At 62.2% G+C, this 20,436-nt stretch carries 14 protein-coding genes and 1 pseudogene; 12 read left to right on the forward strand and 3 right to left on the reverse strand.

The genetic code is table 11. The features are described from left to right. The first annotated feature begins 131 nt into the window (after window positions 1-131). Entirely contained in the window at window positions 132-1,334 is a 1,203-nt protein-coding gene (locus tag AB5Z14_RS00405; protein WP_368129863.1) for an iron-containing alcohol dehydrogenase, read from the forward strand. A gap of 282 nt (window positions 1,335-1,616) precedes the next feature. On the opposite strand, the gene AB5Z14_RS00410 is transcribed toward AB5Z14_RS00405, so the two are convergent. Further along, window positions 1,617-3,398 carry a 1-deoxy-D-xylulose-5-phosphate synthase gene (locus AB5Z14_RS00410; protein WP_368129864.1) on the reverse strand — a complete coding sequence of 594 codons (1,782 nt, stop codon included), beginning with the start codon at window positions 3,396-3,398 and terminating at the stop codon, window positions 1,617-1,619. A 228-nt stretch (window positions 3,399-3,626) separates the two neighbouring features. Between AB5Z14_RS00410 and AB5Z14_RS00415 the strand changes: the two genes are divergently transcribed. From AB5Z14_RS00415 to AB5Z14_RS00455, 9 genes and pseudogenes are all read left to right on the forward strand, one after another. Next, window positions 3,627-4,160 (forward strand): HD domain-containing protein, encoded by a 534-nt coding sequence (locus tag AB5Z14_RS00415; protein ID WP_368129865.1) that lies wholly within the window; start codon window positions 3,627-3,629, stop codon window positions 4,158-4,160. Between the two features lie 3 nt (window positions 4,161-4,163). Continuing rightward, the gene (locus AB5Z14_RS00420; RefSeq protein WP_368129866.1) at window positions 4,164-5,183 is read left to right on the forward strand and encodes a putative ABC transporter permease; all 1,020 of its coding nucleotides are present in this window, start codon (window positions 4,164-4,166) and stop codon (window positions 5,181-5,183) included. Between the two features lie 198 nt (window positions 5,184-5,381). Then, window positions 5,382-6,659, forward strand: coding sequence for an ammonium transporter (locus AB5Z14_RS00425; RefSeq protein WP_368129867.1), 1,278 nt, complete (start codon window positions 5,382-5,384; stop codon window positions 6,657-6,659). A gap of 48 nt (window positions 6,660-6,707) precedes the next feature. Continuing rightward, complete coding sequence (locus AB5Z14_RS00430) at window positions 6,708-7,046, forward strand: P-II family nitrogen regulator (protein WP_117629936.1); 339 nt, start codon at window positions 6,708-6,710, stop codon at window positions 7,044-7,046. Window positions 7,047-7,145: 99 nt separating this feature from the next. Then, a complete protein-coding gene (locus tag AB5Z14_RS00435; RefSeq protein WP_368129868.1) occupies window positions 7,146-8,003 on the forward strand; it encodes an HAD family hydrolase in 858 nt (285 codons plus the stop codon). Window positions 8,004-8,124: 121 nt separating this feature from the next. Beyond that, window positions 8,125-8,835, forward strand: coding sequence for a TetR/AcrR family transcriptional regulator (locus tag AB5Z14_RS00440; RefSeq protein WP_117785895.1), 711 nt, complete (start codon window positions 8,125-8,127; stop codon window positions 8,833-8,835). Between the two features lie 11 nt (window positions 8,836-8,846). Continuing rightward, entirely contained in the window at window positions 8,847-13,628 is a 4,782-nt protein-coding gene (locus AB5Z14_RS00445) for an acyl-CoA dehydratase activase-related protein (protein ID WP_368129869.1), read from the forward strand. Between the two features lie 416 nt (window positions 13,629-14,044). Continuing rightward, window positions 14,045-15,004, forward strand: a complete 960-nt coding sequence (locus AB5Z14_RS00450) for a 3-hydroxyacyl-CoA dehydrogenase (RefSeq protein WP_368129870.1) — start codon at window positions 14,045-14,047, stop codon at window positions 15,002-15,004. A 97-nt stretch (window positions 15,005-15,101) separates the two neighbouring features. After that, window positions 15,102-15,563, forward strand: a pseudogene (locus tag AB5Z14_RS00455) (aryl-sulfate sulfotransferase); the annotation flags it as partial. 12 nt (window positions 15,564-15,575) lie between these two features. Here AB5Z14_RS00455 and AB5Z14_RS00460 read toward each other — a convergent pair. Together AB5Z14_RS00460 and AB5Z14_RS00465 are read right to left on the reverse strand one after the other, a co-directional pair. Next, a complete protein-coding gene (locus AB5Z14_RS00460) occupies window positions 15,576-16,715 on the reverse strand; it encodes a DUF389 domain-containing protein (RefSeq protein WP_368129871.1) in 1,140 nt (379 codons plus the stop codon). A gap of 215 nt (window positions 16,716-16,930) precedes the next feature. Next, a complete protein-coding gene (locus tag AB5Z14_RS00465; RefSeq protein WP_368129872.1) occupies window positions 16,931-18,634 on the reverse strand; it encodes an OPT/YSL family transporter in 1,704 nt (567 codons plus the stop codon). Between the two features lie 215 nt (window positions 18,635-18,849). Here AB5Z14_RS00465 and AB5Z14_RS00470 point away from each other — a divergent pair, with 215 nt between their 5' ends. Then, entirely contained in the window at window positions 18,850-19,701 is an 852-nt protein-coding gene (locus AB5Z14_RS00470; RefSeq protein WP_368129873.1) for a type III pantothenate kinase, read from the forward strand. A gap of 82 nt (window positions 19,702-19,783) precedes the next feature. Beyond that, the gene (locus AB5Z14_RS00475) at window positions 19,784-20,308 is read left to right on the forward strand and encodes a deoxycytidylate deaminase (protein WP_089572276.1); all 525 of its coding nucleotides are present in this window, start codon (window positions 19,784-19,786) and stop codon (window positions 20,306-20,308) included. The last annotated feature ends 128 nt before the right edge of the window (window positions 20,309-20,436 follow it).

Genomic DNA, 20,436 nt, shown 5'->3' on the forward strand with positions numbered 1-20,436 from the left:
TTTTGGTAGGTTTTATCTGGGAAAACGTCGGTTGTTGCAGCTGAGATGACGCTTTGCGGCCGGGGCGGCTGCGCGCGGCGGTCGCTATAATGGCGGCAGCACGACACATATATACGTGAGGAGATCGTTGCATGAACGGCTATACATTCTTCGCGCCGACTAAGGTGCTGTTTGGCGCGGGCAAGCTGAGCGAGCTGGGCGCACAGAAGCTCCCCGGCGCCAAGGCGCTCATCGTCACAACGGGCGGCAACTCGGTCAAGCGCTTTGGATATCTGCATCGCGTGGAGGCCGAGCTCGACCGCGCCGGCGTGGCACACGAGCTGTTCGACCGCATTGAGCCCAACCCGCTGCGCGAGACCGTCAACGCAGGTGGCTGGATGGCCCGCACTCATGGCTGTGACTTTGTGCTGGCGCTCGGCGGCGGCTCGGTCATGGACGGCAGCAAGGGCATCTGTGCGGTGGCGGCAAACCCGCACACAGATGCCGAGGGTAACGAGTGCCCCGGCGACATCTGGGACTTCGTTGTCGGCGGCACCGCGCTTGGACTGCCCATTCCTAACGACCCGCTGCCGCTGGTGTGCGTGACCACCACGGCTGGCACCGGCTCGGAGGCCGATGCGGGCGGCGTGATCTCGTGCGAGGAGAACGACGAGAAACTCCGCCTGGGCGACCCTCGTCTGTTCCCGGTGCTCTCGGTCGTCGACCCCGAGCTTATGGTGAGCGTTCCGGCGCGTCTGACCGCCTACCAGGGATTCGATGCCCTGTTCCATAACGTTGAGTGCTATATCGCCAACACCAACACGCCCATGGGTGACATGGTTTGCCGCGAGGGTATTCGACGCGCCGCGGCTTCGCTGGCTGCGTGCGTGAACAGCGGCGATGACCTGGATGCGCGTGCCGAGCTCGCTTTTGCCAACACGCTCGGCGGTTATGCCATGGTGTGCTCGGGCTGTGCGGGATGCCACGGCCTTGAGCATGGCATGAGTGCGCATCATCATGACCTGCCGCACGGTGCCGGCCTCATTATGATCGCGCGCGCCTATCACACGTGGATGATCGATCACGGTGCCGCGCCCGAGCGTTATATCGACATGGCACGCCTGATGGGGAATGCCGAGGCGAGCGACCCGCACGATTTTGTCGCTGAGCTCACGCGTCTGATGGAAGCCTGCCACGTGGCCGACCTCGCCATGAGCGAGTGGGGGATTACCGCCGATGAGCTGCCCGCCATCGCGCACAATGCCCTAACGACCAACGACGCCCTGTTCGGCCACGATCCCATTGCCCTAACCGAGCCCGACGTCGTCGAGATCCTCAAACAAAGCTACCGCTAGCTGTTTTATCTCAATCTGTAACATCTGCAGCCGTTTTTGACGAGTAACTGTTACAGATTGAGATTTTCTCTTCACGGGAATTCGAATGTCTCGATCTGTAACAGTTAGACGAGGATTTGGCCCCTAACTGTTACAGATTGAGATAAACATCAGGGGCTTAAGCGTCTCGTCTCAATCTGTAACATCTAGATGCAAATTCTGCCTCTAGATGTTACAGATCGAGATAGTCGATTCGTGAAAACAAAAACCTCCGCAAGGGCGCTTGCCGTTGCGGAGGTTTTTCTACTCGTTTAGTAGCCTTACGGCCTCTGCGGCCATGTTTTCGACTGTCATACCGTTCTGCGCGAGTAGCTCGTTGGGATCATAGCGGTCCGGGAAGCCCTTGGCGATGCCAAAGGTGCGGGTGCGCAGCGGCGTGCAAGCCAGATAACATGCCACGCGCTCGCCCCAGCCGCCGTCCAAGATACCGTCCTCGATGGTCACGACAACGCGGTGCTCGGCGGCAAGACTGTCGAGGAACTCGCGGTCGAGCTCGGTCGCGAAGCGTGGGTTGACGAGCGTGGCCTCGATACCGTATTCGGCGGCCAAGCGGTTTGCCACGCGCTCGCCCAGCTCATAGAAATCGCCGAGCGCGAGCACGGCCACATCGCGGCCCTGGCGCACCACGTTGTAGCGGGCAACGCTGTAGTCGGCGTCCTCGGCAGGCGCCAGATCGAGGCGGCTTACCAGGCCAATGCCCGGCACGCGAATCGCCACGGGATGCTCGCGGTGATCGAGTGACCAGCTCAGCATGGACAGATATTCCTCCATGCAGGCCGGCGCCAGGTAACGCATGTTGGGAAGAGCGCCCAGCATGGAAATATCAAAGAACGAAAGGTGCGTCTCGGATGTGGTGCCAAAGATCGACGCGCCAAATACCAGGATGGTCGCCGGGGCGTCGTTGAGGCACAGGTCATGCCACAGTTCGTCGTAGGCGCGCTGCAAAAACGTGCCGTACACGCCAAAGACCGGCTTGGCGCCCGAGCGTGCAAGCGCGGTGGCAAAGGTCACGGCGTGCTCCTCGGCAATGCCCACATCGACGAACTGTTTGCCGGCGGCAGCGCGAAGCTCGGGTGTAAAGCCCATGATGTAGGGCGTGGCGGCCGTGATGCCCACGACTTGCGGATCGCGCTCGATGGCGGCGCTGAGCGCCTCGCCCGTAATGTCGGCATAGGTGCGCGGCGCAGGCTCGCTCGGATGGCCCGGGCAGAGCTTGCGTCCAGTCGCCATGTCAAACGGACCCACGTGGTGCCAGCGTTCCGGGTCGCTCTGGGCTGGCTCAAAGCCCTTGCCCTTGGCGGTGGAGACGTGTAGCACGATGGGATGATCGATATTGCGCAGATCCTGCAGCGCGTCGACGAGGGCCAACACATCGTTACCGGCGTCCAGATAGCGGTAGTCGAGCCCCATCGCGCGGAAAACGTTGCGCTCGCAGGTGCCGTTGCTGGCGCGCAGCTCGGCCAGATTGCGATAGAGGCCACCGTGGTTCTCGGCGATGGACTGGTCGTTATCGTTGACGATGATGATCAGGTTGCTATCGAGTTCGGCGGCATTGTTAAAGCCTTCAAACGCCAGGCCGCCCGAAAGCGAGCCGTCGCCAATGATGGTGATGACGTTGTACGCATCGCCCGCCAGGTCACGAGCGTGCGCCAGGCCGCAGCCCAGGCTCACCGACGTGGAGGTGTGACCCATGGCGAACAAGTCGTGCTCGGACTCGTTGGGATTGGCAAAGCCAGAAGCCTCACCATAACGCTCCGGATCGATATAGGTATACGCGCGCCCAGTCAGCGCCTTGTGGGCGTAGGTCTGGTGCGAAACGTCAAAGACAATCTTGTCGATGGGGGAGTTAAACACGCGATGAAGCGCAACCGTAAGCTCAACGACGCCCAAGTTGGGGGCAACGTGCCCGCCGACGGCGGCGGAGCTTTCGAGGATTGCCTGACGGATCTCGCCGCAGAGCAGCGGGAGCTCGGCGCGGTCGAGAGCCTTGACGTCCTCGGGCGTTGTCGTTTGCGTAAGCAGCATCGTTGTGGGTTACTCCATGCGAATCGAGCACCGGCGCTCCCTCGGCCGGCACAATTGCACAAAACAGTCTCGCACATTTTGGCGTTTGATATGTGACGGCGGCGCGGTAATTCGCCAACTGGCGGGGCAAAACGTTTTGTCCGATGCCATACTGATGTGTTCCATGATGTTTTTATCGATTGTGCGCAGGCCGTGGCTTGTCGCCGTGAGTCGCTGGAAGGAGGCAGCATGTCCGATGTCGTTCGTGCCGAGAAAATCGCGTGCGAAGTAGACCATGCTGCCCGTCAACTGGCACAGGCGGGCCGTCTGGACCTGACGCGCGAGTTTATCCAGCATGGCGATGTGACGGTGTACGCGCATGTGACCTCGGTGGCACGGGCGAGCCTGTCCTTTGCCGAGCGTCTGGACCGTGTCGGCGTTTCGGTCGACCGCGCCGCGCTGCTGCGTGGGGCTCTGCTGCACGATTACTTTCTCTACGACTGGCACGATCCCGACCCGAGTCATCGCCTGCACGGGTTTCGGCATCCGTTTTTTGCCCTGGCGCGTGCCGAGGAAGATTTTGAGTTGACGCCGCGCGAGCGGAATATCATTGCGCGCCATATGTTTCCGCTGGTACCGGTGCCGCCGACGTGTCGCGAGGCCTGGATTGTGTGCCTGGCGGATAAGTGGTGCGCGTTGTGCGAGACGGTTGCCGGTCGTCTGCCGCGCAGGGGCAGCACAGATGATTTGAACGAGGGCTCGAGCGAGAAGAGGAGAGGGTAGACGGTGGGGACCGCGATCGACATGGCATTTGGCGGTGCGACGCTTGCCGCCTGTCCGCTCTCGGCGCTGGTGCTCTCGTTTGCCTTCTACGGTTTTTGTGGCTGGGCATGGGAGTCGACGGTCTGCGCCATGCTCAACCACGGACGCTTTGCCAACAGCGGCTTTTTGCTGGGACCGTGCTGTCCCATCTATGGCGCGGGCGGCATTGCCTGCTGGCTGCTGCTGCGCGGGATTCCGGATGCCTCGAGCCAGTTTGTCGCTGCGGCACTCGTGTGCAGCGTGATCGAATATAGCGTGGGCGTGCTGCTCGAAAAAACGACGGGCGCCCGGTTTTGGGACTATTCGCACCTGCCGTTTAACCTGCACGGACGCATCTGTCTGTACTGGGCATGCGCGTTTGGCTTGGGTGCGCTGTGCATTTGCCGTTTAGTGGAGCCGGCATTGCTGGGGCTGCTTGGCCATCTGCCGGTTCTGATTGTGCGGCTGTCCGCCTTTATCGTCGCGGTCGCGATGATGGTCGACGCGGTGTGCTCTTTGGCCAGCTGGCGCCGCCTGTCCGATCAGCTGGAGCGTGTGCGCGCCGACCTTGCCGACCGTATCAATGAGTCTCTTGCCGATGCGTCCGACTCCATGCTCGAACGTATTCCCGATTCGGCGATCGACTCGGTGGCACAGACGCATATCCGCAGCCGCGCCGTTAACGCGTGGCTGGCGGAGCTGGGCGACGCGACGCTCGATGCCCTTCGTGAGAAGGCTTCGATGCCGACGTTTATCTCGGATGGTGCTCGCGGCCTGGCGCTTGTCGCCCGCCGCGTGGCCGATGCCGCGCCGAGCATGCCGCGTCCGTCGCTCAGCCGTCGCCTTGCCGGTAAGCGCATGAGCCGTCCGGTACCGAGCGTGTCACTCAGTCGTCGTGACCTGCGCTTTTTCAATGCCTTCCCGCGTCTGCGCATCAATCGCTACGAAGGTGTCATTCGAGCAACTAATCTCCGCGACCGCGCCCACGAGCTGTTTCGGCGCTAGCCGGGATGGGCGCGCTCACGGCTCCCTTGCTCGCGTATTTCCCGTTCGTTTCGCGTCCGTTGCCGCGCCGTTTCCAAGATTGCGGCACCGTTTCCATTCGACAACGCAGCGTTTAACAACGCCGTATCTGGTCTACACCAGTTGCCCCTCGGCCGCATTATGGGCGCCGACAACGTTCATGCGATCAAGGGGGAGCGAATGTACGATACGGGATCGACAACGTTTATGCTCATCTGCACCATGCTCGTGTTTTTAATGACACCGGGTCTGGCGTTTTTCTATGGCGGCCTGTCCAGGCGCAAAAATGTCATCAACACCATGCTCATGTGCTTTGGCGCCATTGGCCTGGTCGGCGTGCTGTGGATTGTTGCCGGCTGGTCGCTGGCCTACGGCGGCGACGGTTCCAGCCCGTTTATTGGAGGCCTTGACCAGCTGCTGTGCCTGCCGGCGCTCAACCAGGTGCTGCAGGCGGCCGAGGGCAATGCCGCGGACGGTGCCGTCTACCCTCAGATCATTAACATCGCCTTCCAGATGGCGTTTGCCATGATCACGGCCGCTATCGTCACGGGCAGCCTGGCCGGCCGCGTTAAGTTTGGTGCCATGACGGCCTTCCTGGGCATTTGGCTGCTCGTGGTCTATGCGCCACTCGCCCACATGGTCTGGGGCGGCGAGGGCTCCTTTATCGGCGACATGATCGGCGCGCTCGACTTTGCCGGCGGCGACGTAGTACACATTTCGTCCGGTCTCACGGGCCTGATTCTCTGCTTAATGCTTGGCCGTCGTCGCGGCTTTGGCATGGTGAGCTATCGCCCGCATAACGTGCCGTTTGTGGCGTTGGGCGCCGGCCTGCTTTGGTTTGGTTGGTTTGGCTTTAACGGCGGCAGCGAGTTCAAGGCCGACGCCGTGGCGGCGCTCGCCATCCTCAACACCGTGACGGCCAGCGCGGCGGGTATGGTCTCGTGGCTTGCCGTCGAGCGCGTGCACACCGGTCGCCCCACGCTGGTGGGTGCCAGCACCGGTCTGGTTGCGGGCCTTGTGGTGGTCACGCCGGGTGCGGGCTTTGTCGAGCCGTGGGCAGCGCTGGTTATGGGTTTGATTGTATCGCCCGTCTGTTACTTGGCCATTAGCCATCTCAAGACCAAGTTTGGCTACGACGATGCGCTCGACGCGTTTGGCTGCCACGGCATTGGCGGCATCTTGGGCGGCGTGCTCACGGGCCTGTTCTGCGTGCCGGAGCTCTCGTGGACCGGCAAGGGCGGCCTGTTCTACACGGGCGACGTGTCGCTGCTCATCTCGCAGATTCTGGGCATTGTGGTGACGGTCGTTATTGTGCTGGTGCTCGACCTGGTGATTGCTGCGGTGGTCAAGGCGCTCTTCCACGGAAGCCTGCGCGTGGACGAGGCCGACGAGGCGCTGGGCTTGGATGCGAGTCAGCACGGAGAAAGTGCGTATCCTTCGTTCAGCGGCTTAGATTAACGGCTTCAAATGTTCTGCCAGACCCGCTCTTGAAGAGAGGAATTCACTATGAAGAAGATCACGGCGATCGTTCGTGCTGAGAAGCTTGAGGTTCTTAAGGACGCGCTGTTTGCTGCCGATGTTCGCGGCATGACGATTAACCAGGTGCAGGGCTGCGGTGCGCAGCACGGCTGGAAGGAGTACGTGCGCGGCAACGAACTGCTCGTCAACACGATCCCCAAGGTGCAGTTCACTCTCATCTGTGCCGACGAGCACGTCGACGGCATTGTCGACATCATTTGCAACGCCGCACGCACCGGCGCCGTCGGCGACGGCAAGATCTGGGTCGAGCCGGTTGAGGAAGTCATCCGCATCCGCACCGGCGAACACGGCCCTGCTGCGGTGTAGAGCTGTCGATAAAGCTATCTTTCGTCTGATGGGCGCGTCTCTCTTGGGGTGCGCCCGCTCTCGTCTACAATATCGTGCAGACGAAGGAGAGGCATGCCCATGATCAAGATGTTCGCGAGTGACTTAGACGGAACGCTGCTTAACGCCCTGCACGAGGCCGACGGAACCATCCGCCGCGCCATTCGCGAGCTGACCGAAGCTGGGCTGCACGTGGTTCCCGCAACGGGTCGCTCGACGCTGCCGATTGGCGAGCATGGCTTTACAGGTTTGGCGCTCGACGCCTGCTGCTCCAACGGGTCCATCGTTCGCGACAGCCACGGCGAGGTGCTCAAGACCTGGACCATCGACCCGCAGGTTACCGAGGAGCTGCTCAAGGCGTTCCCGGACATTTGCTTCGACTGCTCCACGCCCGATGGCATGTTTTCGAGCGGTTCGTTCGAGATGCACCAAGCGGGCTTTAAAAAGGACAGCCCTATCAAGCGTATCGTGATGCGTGGCATGCGTGCACGTGGCGGGTATCACGAGGAACAATATTTCGACCAGTCGATCGGTGACATCCTGCGCCACGATGTGTGCAAGATCAACTGCCGCGTGACCTCGCCCGAGCTGGAGCGCGACCTTAAGGCGTATTTGGTCGAGCGCTCGGACCGCGTGGTCAACGCGCCGTTTGACCCGGTGATGTTTGAGATTACGGACGTAGCGTGCAACAAGGGCGAGAGCGTGGCCTGGCTGGCGGGCTACTACGGTATTGCCGAGGACGAGGTCGCGGTTTACGGCGACGGCGGCAACGACATTGCCATGCTCAAGCGTTTCCGCCACAGCTACGCGACCAAAAACGCAAGCGATGCAGCCAAGGCCGCCGCGAGCGCGACCATCGGCAGCTGCATGATCCACGCCGTCCCCAAACACATGCTCGCTACCATGCATAAGCAGAATTCCCGCACCGTTATCGAATAATGTGACAAAGGGACTGCCACTTTGTCACATCCAAATTATTGCCTTTACGTGTTGATGCACACGGTGTGCAATAATACTCGCACTGTGCAATAGCGCACAGGCTGAGTAACAAGGAGGACGCTTGTCCCAGCTCGAGAAATGCGATCGCCGGTCCCTTCGCTCGCAGCGTGCCCTTCGCCAGGCGCTTGCCAGCGAGCTTGCCGAAAGCGGCGACCTTTCGCGCATTAATGTCGCGTCGCTCACCGAGCGCGCTGGCCTTACGCGCCGCACGTTCTATTCGCACTACCGCGATATCCCCGACTTTATCAATCAAATCGAGGACGGCTTGCTGGCCGAGATCCGTGAGCGCATTGAGCTCATCACCGCAGCTCAGCTGCCCGATCTCTATCACAATATCGACGAGCTCGAGCCGGCGCCCGGTTCGGTTGAGCTGCTGCGTTATCTTGCGGCCAACCGCGACTTAATCGGTGCGCTGCTGGGTCCGGGCGGCGACCAGGCCTTTATTAAAAGGATTATCGACACCGCGCGTGAGGCTGTGGTGCCGCGTGCGCAGACGGGCATTTTGGGCCTAGCGCTGGGCACGTTCTTTGACTACTACGTCACCTACGTCGTGAGTGCCGAGGTCGGCCTGATTCAGCGCTGGTTTGAGCGTGGGCTCACCGAATCGCCCGAGGCCATGGCGCGCATTATGACGGTGCTCGCTTTTGTGCGCCCCGGCGACCTGTATGGCCAACCCATCGATATCAACGTGCCGGAATACGGCATGAAGCTATTGAACTTGCAGCTCGAGGACGCGGCCGACACCGCTGCAACCGTCGAGTCCAACAACTAAGAGGAGAGACAATGAGCAAACTCGTCGAGGGCATCAAGGACCGCATGGTTGCTGCCGCACGCGAGGCCGCGCCCACCGTGATGGACGCTGCGCAGAAGGCCGCGACCGCGGCTGTCGAGAAAGTTGCCGAGGCAGTTGCCGATGCCAAGAACGTGGCAGGGGAGACGTCCGTCGCCGCCGAGCCCGCTACCGCTACTGAGCCCGTAGCCGCCGCCCACGCCCCCGAAGGCGCGATTTTCAACCCCGAGAACGCTCGTGGCAACCTGCACCTGGGCATCGACGTGGGCTCTACCACCGTCAAGCTTGCCGTGCTCAACGACGACAACCAGATCGTCTACGCCAAGTACCAGCGTCACCACACCGACGTCCGTGCCTGCGCCCGCGACCTGTTCGAGGGCGCTGCGACCGTGCTGCCGACGGCCCAGATGACCTGCGCCATTACCGGCTCGGGCGGTCTGCTGCTTTCCCAATGGCTCGACCTAGAGTTTGTCCAGGAAGTCATCGCCAGCAAGCGCGCCGTCGAGACCCTCATCCCGGCCACCGACGTCGCCATCGAGTTGGGCGGCGAGGACGCCAAGATCATCTACTTCGATAACGGCATCGAGCAGCGCATGAACGGCACCTGCGCCGGCGGTACGGGCGCGTTCATCGACCAGATGGCAACCCTGCTGCACACCGACGCGAGCGGCCTCAACGAGCTCGCGGCCAACGCCACCACCATCTATCCCATCGCCAGTCGCTGCGGCGTATTTGCCAAGACCGACGTGCAGCCGCTGCTCAACGAGGGCGCCCGTCCCGAGGACGTGGCCGCCTCCATCTTCCAGGCCGTCGTGACCCAGACCATCTCAGGCCTGGCGTGCGGCCGTCCCATCCGCGGCAACGTCGCCTTCCTGGGCGGCCCGCTGCAGTACCTCTCCGAGCTGCGCCACCGCTTCTACCTCACGCTCAATCTGGACGAGGAGCACCGTATCGTGCCCCAAAACGCTCACCTGTTTGTGGCGAGCGGCGCCGCCATGGCGCACGAGTCCAACAAGCTCAGCACGTTCCCGCAGCTCATCGGGGCCATCGATGCCCTGGGTGACACGCAGGGTGCCGAGGTTGAGCGTCTGGATCCGCTCTTTGCCACCGACGAGGACTTTGCCGAGTTCAAGGGCCGCCACGACACCGAGGTCGTCCCCAAGGGCAAGCTCGAAGGCTACACCGGCCGCGTGTTCATCGGCATCGATGCCGGCTCCACCACCATGAAGGCCGCGCTCGTGGGCGAGGACGGCCAGCTGCTGCACACCTGGTACGGCAACAACAACGGTGACATCCTGGGCACGGCCAAGGTCATCATGGCCGATTTCTACAACCACATTCCCGCCGGCTGCACCATCGGCCACGTGACCACCACCGGTTATGGCGAGGCTCTGCTCATCGAGGCCCTCAAGGCCGACTCCGGCGAGATCGAGACCGTCGCGCACCTGCGCGGCGCCAAGGCGTTCCTGCCGGGCGTCGAGTTTATCCTGGATATTGGCGGCCAGGACATGAAGTGCCTGCGCGTCAAGGACGGCGTGATTGAGCACATCATGCTCAACGAGGCCTGCTCGTCGGGCTGCGGCAGCTTTATCGAGAGTTTCGCCGTGTCTATGAACATGGACGTGCGCGCATTTGCCGACGCCGCCATCCACGCCAAGGCCCCCGTCGACCTGGGCAGCCGCTGCACCGTCTTTATGAACTCGCGCGTCAAGCAGGCGCAAAAGGAAGGCGCCACGGTGGGCGACATCGCGGCCGGCCTGTCCTACTCTGTCATCAAAAACGCCCTGTTCAAGGTCATTAAGCTGCGCGATCCCAAGGAGATCGGCAGTCAGGTGATCGTTCAGGGCGGCACCTTTATGTCCGACGCCACGCTGCGTGCGTTTGAGCAGCTCACCGGCGTTCATGCCGTGCGTCCCGACATCGCCGGCTGCATGGGCGCCTACGGTGCGGCCCTGCTCGCCCGCGATCGCGCCGGTGCCGACGGCACCTCGACCATTCTTTCTGCCGAGGACATCGCACACCTTACCGTGACGCAAAAGCACGTCCGTTGCGGCCGTTGCTCCAACAACTGCCAGCTCACTGTCAACGACTTTGGCGGCGGTAGGCGCTTCATTACCGGCAATCGCTGCGAGAAGGGCGCTGGCCACAAAAAGCAGAAGACCGAGGCCCCCAACCTCTTCAAAAGGAAAAACGAGCTGCTCTTTAACCGCGAGGTACTGAGCCCGGACGAGGCCCCGCGCGGAACCGTCGGCATCCCGCGCGCGCTCAACATGTACGAAAACTACCCCTTCTGGCATGCGTTCTTTACGCGCCTGGGCTTTAGCGTGCAGCTGTCCGAGCAGTCGAGCAAAAAGACCTATCAGGCGGGCATTGAGTCCATGCCGTCCGAGAGCGTATGCTACCCGGCCAAAATGAGCCACGGCCACGTGATGAACCTCATCGACCGCGATGTCGACTTCATTTGGATGCCGTGCGTGCGTTGGGAACGCAAGGAGGATCCGACCGCCGGCAACTGCTACAACTGCCCCATCGTCATGAGCTACCCCACGGCGCTGGCGCTCAACATTGACGAGATCCGCGAGCAGAACATCGAGTTCCTGTACCCGTTTGTGCCGTATCACGACAAGACCGAGCTCAAGCGCCGCCTGTACCAGGTGCTCGCCGTCGATCGCGTGGCCGACGCCAAGGCTGGTCGCGGTCGCGTGCGCGGACCCAAGATCACGCGCTCCGAGGTCGACGCCGCCGTCAACGCCGCCTTTGAGGCCGATGCTCGTTTCCACGAGGACATCCAGACCATGGGCGAGGAAGCCCTTAAGTGGGTCGAGGACCACGGCGGCCACGGCATCGTGCTCGCTGGTCGTCCCTATCACAACGACCCCGAGATCAACCACGCCCTGCCCGAGCTTATCTCGAGCTTTGGCTTTGCGGTCTTTACCGAGGATTCGCTCGCGCATCTGGTAAAGCCCGAGCGCCCCATCCGCGTCGTCGACCAGTGGATGTACCACAGCCGCCTGTACGCCGTCGCCCGTTTTGTGACGATGCGCAACGACCTGGACCTGATTCAGCTCAACTCCTTCGGCTGCGGCTTGGACGCCCTGACCACCGACCAGGTGCAGGAAATCCTTGAGGCCAGCGGCAAGATCTATACCGTGCTCAAGATCGACGAGGTGTCCAACCTGGGTGCCGCGCGCATCCGCATCCGCTCGCTCATGGCCGCGCTTAAGGACCAGGAGGCCGAGCGTTTGGCCGAGGCCACGGCAGCGGGCGAGGCCTACGAGCAGGGCGACGCCGCACCGGTGGCGCCCTCCACGGATGCCCCCGCGTTCGCGAGCCGCAAGTACACGTTTGAGGCTCAGCGCGAGAGTGCTTCGACCGCGTGGCCCAAGGTGCCCTTTACCGAGCAGATGCGCGAGGAGGGCTACACCATCCTGTGCCCGCAGATGGCGCCGATCCACTTTGACCTGGTTAAAGAGGTGTTCCGCGGTGCCGGCTACAACTTGGAGCTGCTGCCCTCGACCGATCACGATGCCGTCGAGGCCGGTCTGCGCTATGTGAACAATGACATCTGCTACCCGTCAATTCTGGTGACGGGCCAGATCATGGAGGCCATCGAAAGCGGTCGCTACGACCTGTCCAAGACGGCCGTGGTCATCAGCCAGACCGGCGGCGGCTGCCGCGCCACCAACTACATCGCGCTCATCCGCAAGGCCCTGCGCGAGAGCGGCCACCCCGAGATTCCGGTGATCTCTCTGTCGGCCGTGGCGCTCGGCGAGGACAACCCCGGCTTTAAGCTGACGCCGGCGCTGCTTAAGCAGGCCGTGTACGCTGTGCTCTTTGGCGACGTGATGATGCAGATGCTCTACCGCTGCCGTCCGTACGAGGCCACGACCGGTGCCGCCAATGCGCTCTACGAGGAGTATATGGCGCGCGCTCGCAAGCTGGCGCCTAAGTTCAATAGGCATAACTACACCAAGCTTGCTCGTGAGGCCATCCGCGCGTTCGACACCATGCCGCTCGTGGGCGAGGGTACCAAGCCACGCGTGGGCGTGGTCGGCGAGATCCTGGTCAAGTTCCACCCCACGGCCAACAACCACGTGGTCGATGTCATCGAGCGCGAGGGCTGCGAGGCCGTGGTGCCGGGCTTGCTCGACTTTTTCCTGTACTCCATGAGCAACGCCGAGCTTCAAAAAGACGAGCTGGGAAGCTCTGCCACTACGCGCGCTAGCATGCAGGCGCTCATTAAGCTGGTGGACTGGATGCGCACGCCGGTGGAGGAGATGCTCGAAAAGTCCCGCCGCTTCGAGGCGCCCGAGCGCATTGGCACCATGGCGGACAAGGCCCGTACGGTGCTTTCGGTGTGCAACAACATGGGCGAAGGCTGGCTGCTCACGGCCGAGATGCTCGACCTGATCGACCACGGTGCGCCCAACATCATCTGCACGCAGCCCTTCGCGTGCCTGCCCAACCACGTAGTGGGTAAGGCTGTGATCAAGGAGCTGCGCCGTCAGCATCCCGAGAGCAACATCGTCGCGGTGGACTACGACCCCGGCGCGTCCGAGGTCAACCAGCTCAACCGCATTAAGCTCATGATCAGCGTGGCCAAGGAGAACATGCGCGCCGGTAAGGGCTTTAAGCTTGAGAAGGTGGCGCCGCTCGCGATGGACGAGGTCACCGGCCAGATGCGTGCCCATGACGGCTGCGTGAGCTGCGGCTCGGTCGACGAGAGTGCCGTGGCGTCGGTCGCTGAGCGCCTGGGACGCGGCATTAAGAAGTAGTTGGCCTACTTCGAGCCAGATATAAGACAAACGGGTGGCGGCCGTATCGGCTACCACCCGTTTTGCTGGACATATGTTGCGTAAACGCCCCAGCTATCACCCCTTGCGAACTTAGATTTCGGAAGTATGCGGCAAAATCTGAATAGGCCGAGCACACCGGATATGTCCAAGCTCTGTACCTGCGGTTTTATTAACGGAAAACGGGGGTGTGCTCGAGAGTTTCAAAATTTGCCGCATACTTCCGAAAACGGCCTCTCGGTGGCACAAAAAATTGCCCTCGGAACCCTGAGATAATGAACAGGTGTAGCCGTTCGCCGCAAAATACCGTCCGTTTATAGAACCAACCCCCGGCTCGTAGCCTCCATACGGTTGAATAAATACACATCTATGGAATTACGTAAGAGAGGACTGTTCCTATGAGCTACAAGACCGTTTGCGTTGCCGGCGGCGGCGTGCTGGGAAGCCAGATTGCCTTTCAGGCTGCCTACTGCGGCTTCGATGTAACGATTTGGCTGCGCAGCGAGGGCAGCATCGGCCGCACCCAGCCCAAGATCGACCATGTTCGCGAGGAGTACATCGCTGCCATCGAGGGCATGGCGGACGGTACGGGCGAGTGGTGTGCCGGCATCGCCGACAGCGACCAGCCCTTCGACAAGGAAGCGGCACTCGCCGCCGTTGAGCGTGCTTACTCCACGCTCAAGCTGGAGCTCGATCTTGCCAAGGCCGTGGTTGACGCCGACCTGGTCATCGAGTCTATGGCCGAGGACACCCAGGCAAAAATCGACTTCTACAAGAAGCTCGCCCCGGTTCTCCCGCAAAAGACCGTCATCGTCACCAACTCCTCCACGCTGCTGCCGAGCACCTTTGCCAAGTACACCGGCCGCCCCGAGAAGTACCTGTCGCTGCACTTTGCCAATTCCATCTGGAAGAACAACATGACCGAGGTCATGGCCCAGAGCCAAACTGACAAGCGCTACTTCGACGAGCTTGTCGACTTTGCCAACGACATCCGCATGCTGGCGCTTCCCGTCAACAAGGAAAAGAACGGCTACCTGCTCAACTCCATGTTAGTGCCGTGGCTGCTCTCGGGCCTTGATCTGTATGTCTCGGGTGTGAGTGACCCCAAGAGCATCGACCTCGCATGGACGCGCGGCACTGGCGCGCCCAAAGGTCCGTTCCGCGTGTTCGACACGGTGGGCATCCAGACGGCCTACAACATCGTCATGCAGTATCAGAAGGTCCCGGGCCTGGTGAGCCCGTTGCTCAAAAAGATGATGATGCCCTACAACTTTAAGGCCATGGCCTCCGTCCTCAAGAAAATGCTCGACGAAGGTAAGCTGGGCGAAAGCTCGGGCGAGGGCTTCTTCAAGTACTAAAAAATGATCCCTCGGGGACGGAGGAAAACGGATCATTTTCGGCCGCCAACAGTGAGAAGATGGACCCAGAAATAGAAAGGAGTGGCAATGGGCCGGCTCGGGCTTTGAGGACAAGTTGCTGCAGGCCCAGGGCGATTTTTCGCTCAACGCGGGCCAGCACGGCGTGACGTATCTGCCGAGTTCTGACACGGCAACGACCGGTTGCTACCAGGTGCTGCTGTACGACAACAACTTTGGTGCGGCCGAAAGCTATCCCAAGTTCGACTGGGGCCAGCTGGGCGCCGCGGTGGTGACCGACTACAACAAGGGCACGCATTCGTTTGGGCGCATCTTTACGGTGGACGAGACCGCGCGCACCTACGAGCTTGTGGACCAGATCGCCGTGCCGTTTTCGGGCTATGTGAGCAGTGCGCAGCGCGTCGGCAATTCGAACAGCATGCTCGTGGCATCGGGCATGGCCAAGACCTTTATCGAGTACGACCGCTACGGACTGCCCATCGCCACCTACGAGATGGAAGCCGAAAAGCACATCTACCGCGTGTACAAGTACGAGCTGTAGGGCCGCCCCGCATCACTTCACGTCAAACTCCACGCGATCGAGTTCGGGCACGTTGAGGTCGATGAGCTTGCGAGCGACGTGGCGGTCGTGTGCCCCGAGCGCCTCGCTTGTCGTCACATGGGCGACAATCTCGCGCTCGACGATGCCCCTCTCGTCGCCTTCGGTGGCCGAGGTCTCGACGGCGACGGTGTAATCCTTAAAGCCCGGCAGTACCGCGGCAAGCTCGCGCGTGGTTTCGGTGACGCCGTAGCCGTCCTGCACGCCGGCTTGCGCCGAGCCAATAGACCCCGCCGTCATAACGATGCAGGGGATGGCAAAGACTACCGTGCCCACAATGATGCGGCGGCGCACCTTGCGTGACAGCTCGTCGACCTCGGCGTTTTCTTCAGCAGTCACAATACCGTCGCCGTTCAGGTCGCGCTTGAGCGGCACGCGCAAAAGAAGCAGCACGGCCTCGGCGGCCAGTGCGATAAAGACCACGTTGATGCCAAACTCGTAAAGCGCCGAGAGAAACAGCGACCCGCTTGCGATGGCGATGCCATAGCCCGCCGCGCACAGGGGCGGCATGAGCGCGGTCGCCACGGCCACGCCGGCGATGAGCGTGGCGGGTTCCTGGTCGCGCGAGTTGCCCAGGCCACCAGCAAAGCCGCCCGCGAGCGCGACGGCAAGGTCCCACACGGTCGGTGTCGAATTGTCGATGATGGCGGCCGTGGTGGTGCCAAGGGGCGAGAGCTTAAAGTACAACGTGGACGTGACCAGGCAAAAGGCCATCTGCAGCGCGAGGCTGGCGACGGCCTCGACGGCAATCTCGCGGTCGAGCGTGGCGATGCCGTATGCCATGGCAAGGACCGAGCCCATGAGCGGGCAGATGAGCATGGCGCCTACAATGGCGATAGCCGAGTCGATATCGAGGCCGATGCTCGCGATCAACATGGCAATGATCAGGATGCACAGGTGAGAGCCAGTCAGGCGCGCCCCGTTTACGAAGCGCTTGCGAATCACGTGATAGGGCGCACGACCCTCGCGAATGTTGAATGCCTGCTTTAGAAAGCGGCTTGCGTTCTCCATGGCCTCGCTGTGGGCGGGGCGGATGCCATGGCGCCGATGATGGCGCTCGCGCAGTCGCTTGAGCTGTTGTTTATCGAGTTCCATGTTCACCTCGTATTGCCGCAGGAACGCGGGTGTGTTCGCAGCATGTACTCTACACCGTGGCGCCCGTGGCGGTCATCTTGACATGGAACTTAGGCGAGCAGGCAAAGGAAGACACGCCACATGCGAGTACTGCCGAGGGTTTCGGCAGATACAAAAAAGCGCGGAGCCGGATAGATTCCGACCCCGCGCTTTGCGTTGATGCGTTGTGGTTCGGCTTAGCCCAGCAGGCTCAGGCCAACAGAGACAAACGCCAGGATAACGCCGACGATGGACTCGCCGCCGAGCAGGCCGCTGGCGACGACTAGGCCCTGCTCCTGGAAGGCGGCGTCCTTGGCAGCTTTCTCCTCGTCCGAAAGACCGGCCGTGGCATCGCGGTGAGCGGCCCACTTGTCGTAGGCGAGCTTGACGCAGGAGCCCAGGAAAGCCGTGAGCGACATGTAGAACGGCAGGTACACACCCAGGCCGATCATCATGGCCGGAATACCGAGCCAGTACATGACGATGCCGGCGATAAAGCCGCCGACGAACCACGGCACGCTCGGGATGCCCGAGACCATGGTGGCGACGACGCTGGCCTGAGCGGCAACGAAGCTCTTGTCGGGGCCAAAGGCGTCCGGACCATAGGCGGTGACGAGCGCAACCATGACGGCGGCGGCGACCAGGGCGCCCACGATGCCGCCGATGGCCTGACCGATCCACTGCGCGCGCGGGTTGGTGCCCAGCACGGCGCCGGCCTTAAAGTCGTTCATGACGTCGCCCGCAAGGCCGCACGCCACGGCAACGATGCCGGCGATAAAGAACAGCTTGACCTGGGCGATCTGGGCGAAAGCGGCCACGATGAGCATGACGATGAGGCCAAAGATCTCCATGGGGTCGATGCCCGTCTGGCCGCAGCTCTGCGCGCTCATGATGGTGGTGACAAAGGTGAACAGCGTGACGATGACGGCCGGAACAGGACCAAGGTCGAGCGCGATGGCGATGACGACGGCGATGGCAGCGGCGCCCAGGCCGATGATGCCGGCGTCGAGCTTAAGGGAGCCCGAGATGAGCGACTGCTCGTCGGTATCGGTGGAGCTGTCGGCGGCTAGACCGCGGACGATGCCGGCGACCTGCGGCAGAATGTCCTTGAGGACGACAGCGACGCCAAAGCCCATCATGAGGCCCATACCCAGGGACTTGACGATGCCCTGTGCGGTCATAACGTCGAACAGGCCAGCAGCGGTGCCACCGACGATGATGCCAAAGTTGCCCAGCAATGCGCCGGCAAACCAGAAGGCGACCGGGGCGAAGCCCACGAGGAAGCCGACGGAGAGCAGCATGGGCGAGTTGTAGATACCAAAGGTCACGCCGGGGATATTGAGCGTGCACAGCATGCTGGGCACAATGCCCAGGGCGTCGCGCAGCACGCTGTAGATGCCGGCGAGGGCCATGGAGCCAAAGAGCTGTTTGCCGGTCTTGCCGCCGGCCTCGGTTGCGCGCAGGGTCTGAGCTGCGGCGTTGCCGGTGGGGAACTCAAGGGCGGCGTCCACGATAAAGTGACGGTGGATGAGAGCCGTTGCCAGCAGGCCCAGGATGGTGCCGGCGAGTGCCACGATAAACATGTCGAGCCAGCTGATCTGGTCGGCATAGCCCAGCATCCAGGCGCCCGGGATGGTAAACGCCAAGCCGCCGGCGACCATGGCGCCCGCGGACATGATGGTGTGGGTGACGTTGGCCTCGTTGAGGCTGGCGTTGCCCATGAGCTTAAGGAAGAACAGCGAGATGACGGCAGCGAAGACGATCGGCCAGGGGAGTGCGCCCATCTTGAGCGCCGTGTAGGCCGAGCTTGCCGTGATAATCACGCAGCCAAGGACGCCGATGACGACGCCGCGCAGCGTGAGTTGCCCGCGCATCGAGGCGCGGTTCGAGGGATTGCTCATATATAACTCCTTTGCGTATATCCGCTTCCCCCGGGAGCGCCGCTACGGATGCGGCGCGGGAAGTCGGGTTACCAAGGGCCGCCGCGTGAGCTCGCAAACGACCGCGAACCAGTATAGCGGCAAGGTGGCTCATTTGGGACGGGGCTTTTTTAGCTGCCTTGGTAGTCAATTTGGGTAGGCGATATACTGCTGGGCAGACGAAAGGAGCGCCGACGATGCTTAATGGGTGCGCATATATATTGACGGTCGACGTGGGCAACACGTTCATTCGCTTTGGCCTGTTTGCCGAGGACTCGGCCGCGGCACAGGAATGCCCGCTTGCGACGTGCGAGATCACAACGCCGGCGCGCATCACAGCAGACGAAGCGCGCATGCGTCTCGTGCAGGTCATGGGCGCCCTTGCGGCCGATGCGGGCATACCGGGTGCACTTGTGCCCGCGGCTGCTGTGCTGAGCTGCGTGGTCCCGGCGCTCGAGCGCCCGTGGAAGACGGCGCTTTCCCGTACCTGCACGGGGCGCGTGCTCACGGTGGGGCCGGGGCTTAAGACCGGCATGCCCGTGCATTACGACGACCCGGCCGAGATCGGCCCCGACCGCATCGCCGATGCCGTGGCAGCCCGTGCCGTCTACGGCTCGCCGTGCATCGTCATCGACCTGGGCACCACGACCAATATCGAGGTCATCGATGCGCGCGGTACCTTTGTGGGCGGCGTCATCGCACCGGGCCTGGCGCTCGGCGCTCGCTCGCTTTCGGCGGCAGCAGCGCGCCTACCCCAGGTTGAGCCCTCGGCGCCGACACACGTCATCGGCCGCAACACGCGCGAGGCCATGCGCTCGGGCGTGGTTTTGGGCGAGGTGGCCCGCATCGACGGCATGCTCGACATGGTGCTTGCCGAGATGCGCACGACCAAGGCCGCGGGAGAGAGCGATGTGCCCATCGTCATTACCGGCGACGACGCCGAGGCGCTTGCGGCCCTTGTCGGCCATAGCCTGACGGTCGACGATGCGCTGACGTTGCGGGGTCTCGCCGAGCTCTACCACATCAACCAAAAGCCCCGCCGCGCGTAGCGATGGGGGCGATGGGACAAAACGTCTCCACCTTCCACCTGCTACAATGGGTCAAACTATTGCGATTTCGGAGGTGTCTGCCATGTCGGACGATCTTCATCAAACCGCGTCGGGCAAGCGCCGCGACGTTATTAGCTGGGATGAGTTCTTTATGAGCGTGGCCATCGCCGCGCAGCGCCGCAGTAAGGACCCCAACACGCAGGTGGGCGCGTGCATCGCCAGCACCAACCACCGCATCCTTTCGGTGGGCTACAACGGCACGCCCTCGGCACTCAACGATGACTTTTTCCCGTGGGGAACGAGCGACGACCCGTTGCAGGATAAGCACAACTACGTGGTGCATGCCGAGGCCAACGCCGTGCTCAACTACCGCGGCTCGCTCAAAGACCTTGAGGGTTCCACGGTCTACGTTACGCTGTTTCCGTGCCACGACTGCGCCAAGATCCTGGCACAGGTGGGTGTGGGCGAGGTCGTCTACCTGGACAATAAGTATGCCGACACCGATGACGGCCGTATCAGCCGCCGCATTCTCGACTCCTGCGGCATCAGCTACCGCCAGGTCATCGTCGATGTTCAGATTGGTACCGGGGGACAAGCTCAGCAGTAATACGCGTTGTCGCCATCTGACGACGAACGCAGCTCAAAGAGCCCCGTCCCAAATTGACTGCTCGTGAAAGTCGTGTCCGCGCGCATGGCTGGCGCCTAAGCGGGTACATGGCTGTAGTAACATAGCCC

The organism is Collinsella aerofaciens (assembly GCF_040910265.1).
GTDB classification, from domain to species: Bacteria; Actinomycetota; Coriobacteriia; order Coriobacteriales; family Coriobacteriaceae; genus Collinsella; species Collinsella aerofaciens_BK.

Coding starts and splice junctions, on each gene's coding strand:
- AB5Z14_RS00405 (WP_368129863.1), top strand. CDS start 132: ATGAACGGCTATACATTCTTCGCGCCGACTAAGGTGCTGTTTGGCGCG.
- AB5Z14_RS00410 (WP_368129864.1), bottom strand. CDS start 3,398: ATGCTGCTTACGCAAACGACAACGCCCGAGGACGTCAAGGCTCTCGAC.
- AB5Z14_RS00415 (WP_368129865.1), top strand. CDS start 3,627: ATGTCCGATGTCGTTCGTGCCGAGAAAATCGCGTGCGAAGTAGACCAT.
- AB5Z14_RS00425 (WP_368129867.1), top strand. CDS start 5,382: ATGTACGATACGGGATCGACAACGTTTATGCTCATCTGCACCATGCTC.
- AB5Z14_RS00430 (WP_117629936.1), top strand. CDS start 6,708: ATGAAGAAGATCACGGCGATCGTTCGTGCTGAGAAGCTTGAGGTTCTT.
- AB5Z14_RS00435 (WP_368129868.1), top strand. CDS start 7,146: ATGATCAAGATGTTCGCGAGTGACTTAGACGGAACGCTGCTTAACGCC.
- AB5Z14_RS00445 (WP_368129869.1), top strand. CDS start 8,847: ATGAGCAAACTCGTCGAGGGCATCAAGGACCGCATGGTTGCTGCCGCA.
- AB5Z14_RS00450 (WP_368129870.1), top strand. CDS start 14,045: ATGAGCTACAAGACCGTTTGCGTTGCCGGCGGCGGCGTGCTGGGAAGC.
- AB5Z14_RS00460 (WP_368129871.1), bottom strand. CDS start 16,715: ATGGAACTCGATAAACAACAGCTCAAGCGACTGCGCGAGCGCCATCAT.
- AB5Z14_RS00465 (WP_368129872.1), bottom strand. CDS start 18,634: ATGAGCAATCCCTCGAACCGCGCCTCGATGCGCGGGCAACTCACGCTG.
- AB5Z14_RS00470 (WP_368129873.1), top strand. CDS start 18,850: ATGCTTAATGGGTGCGCATATATATTGACGGTCGACGTGGGCAACACG.
- AB5Z14_RS00475 (WP_089572276.1), top strand. CDS start 19,784: ATGTCGGACGATCTTCATCAAACCGCGTCGGGCAAGCGCCGCGACGTT.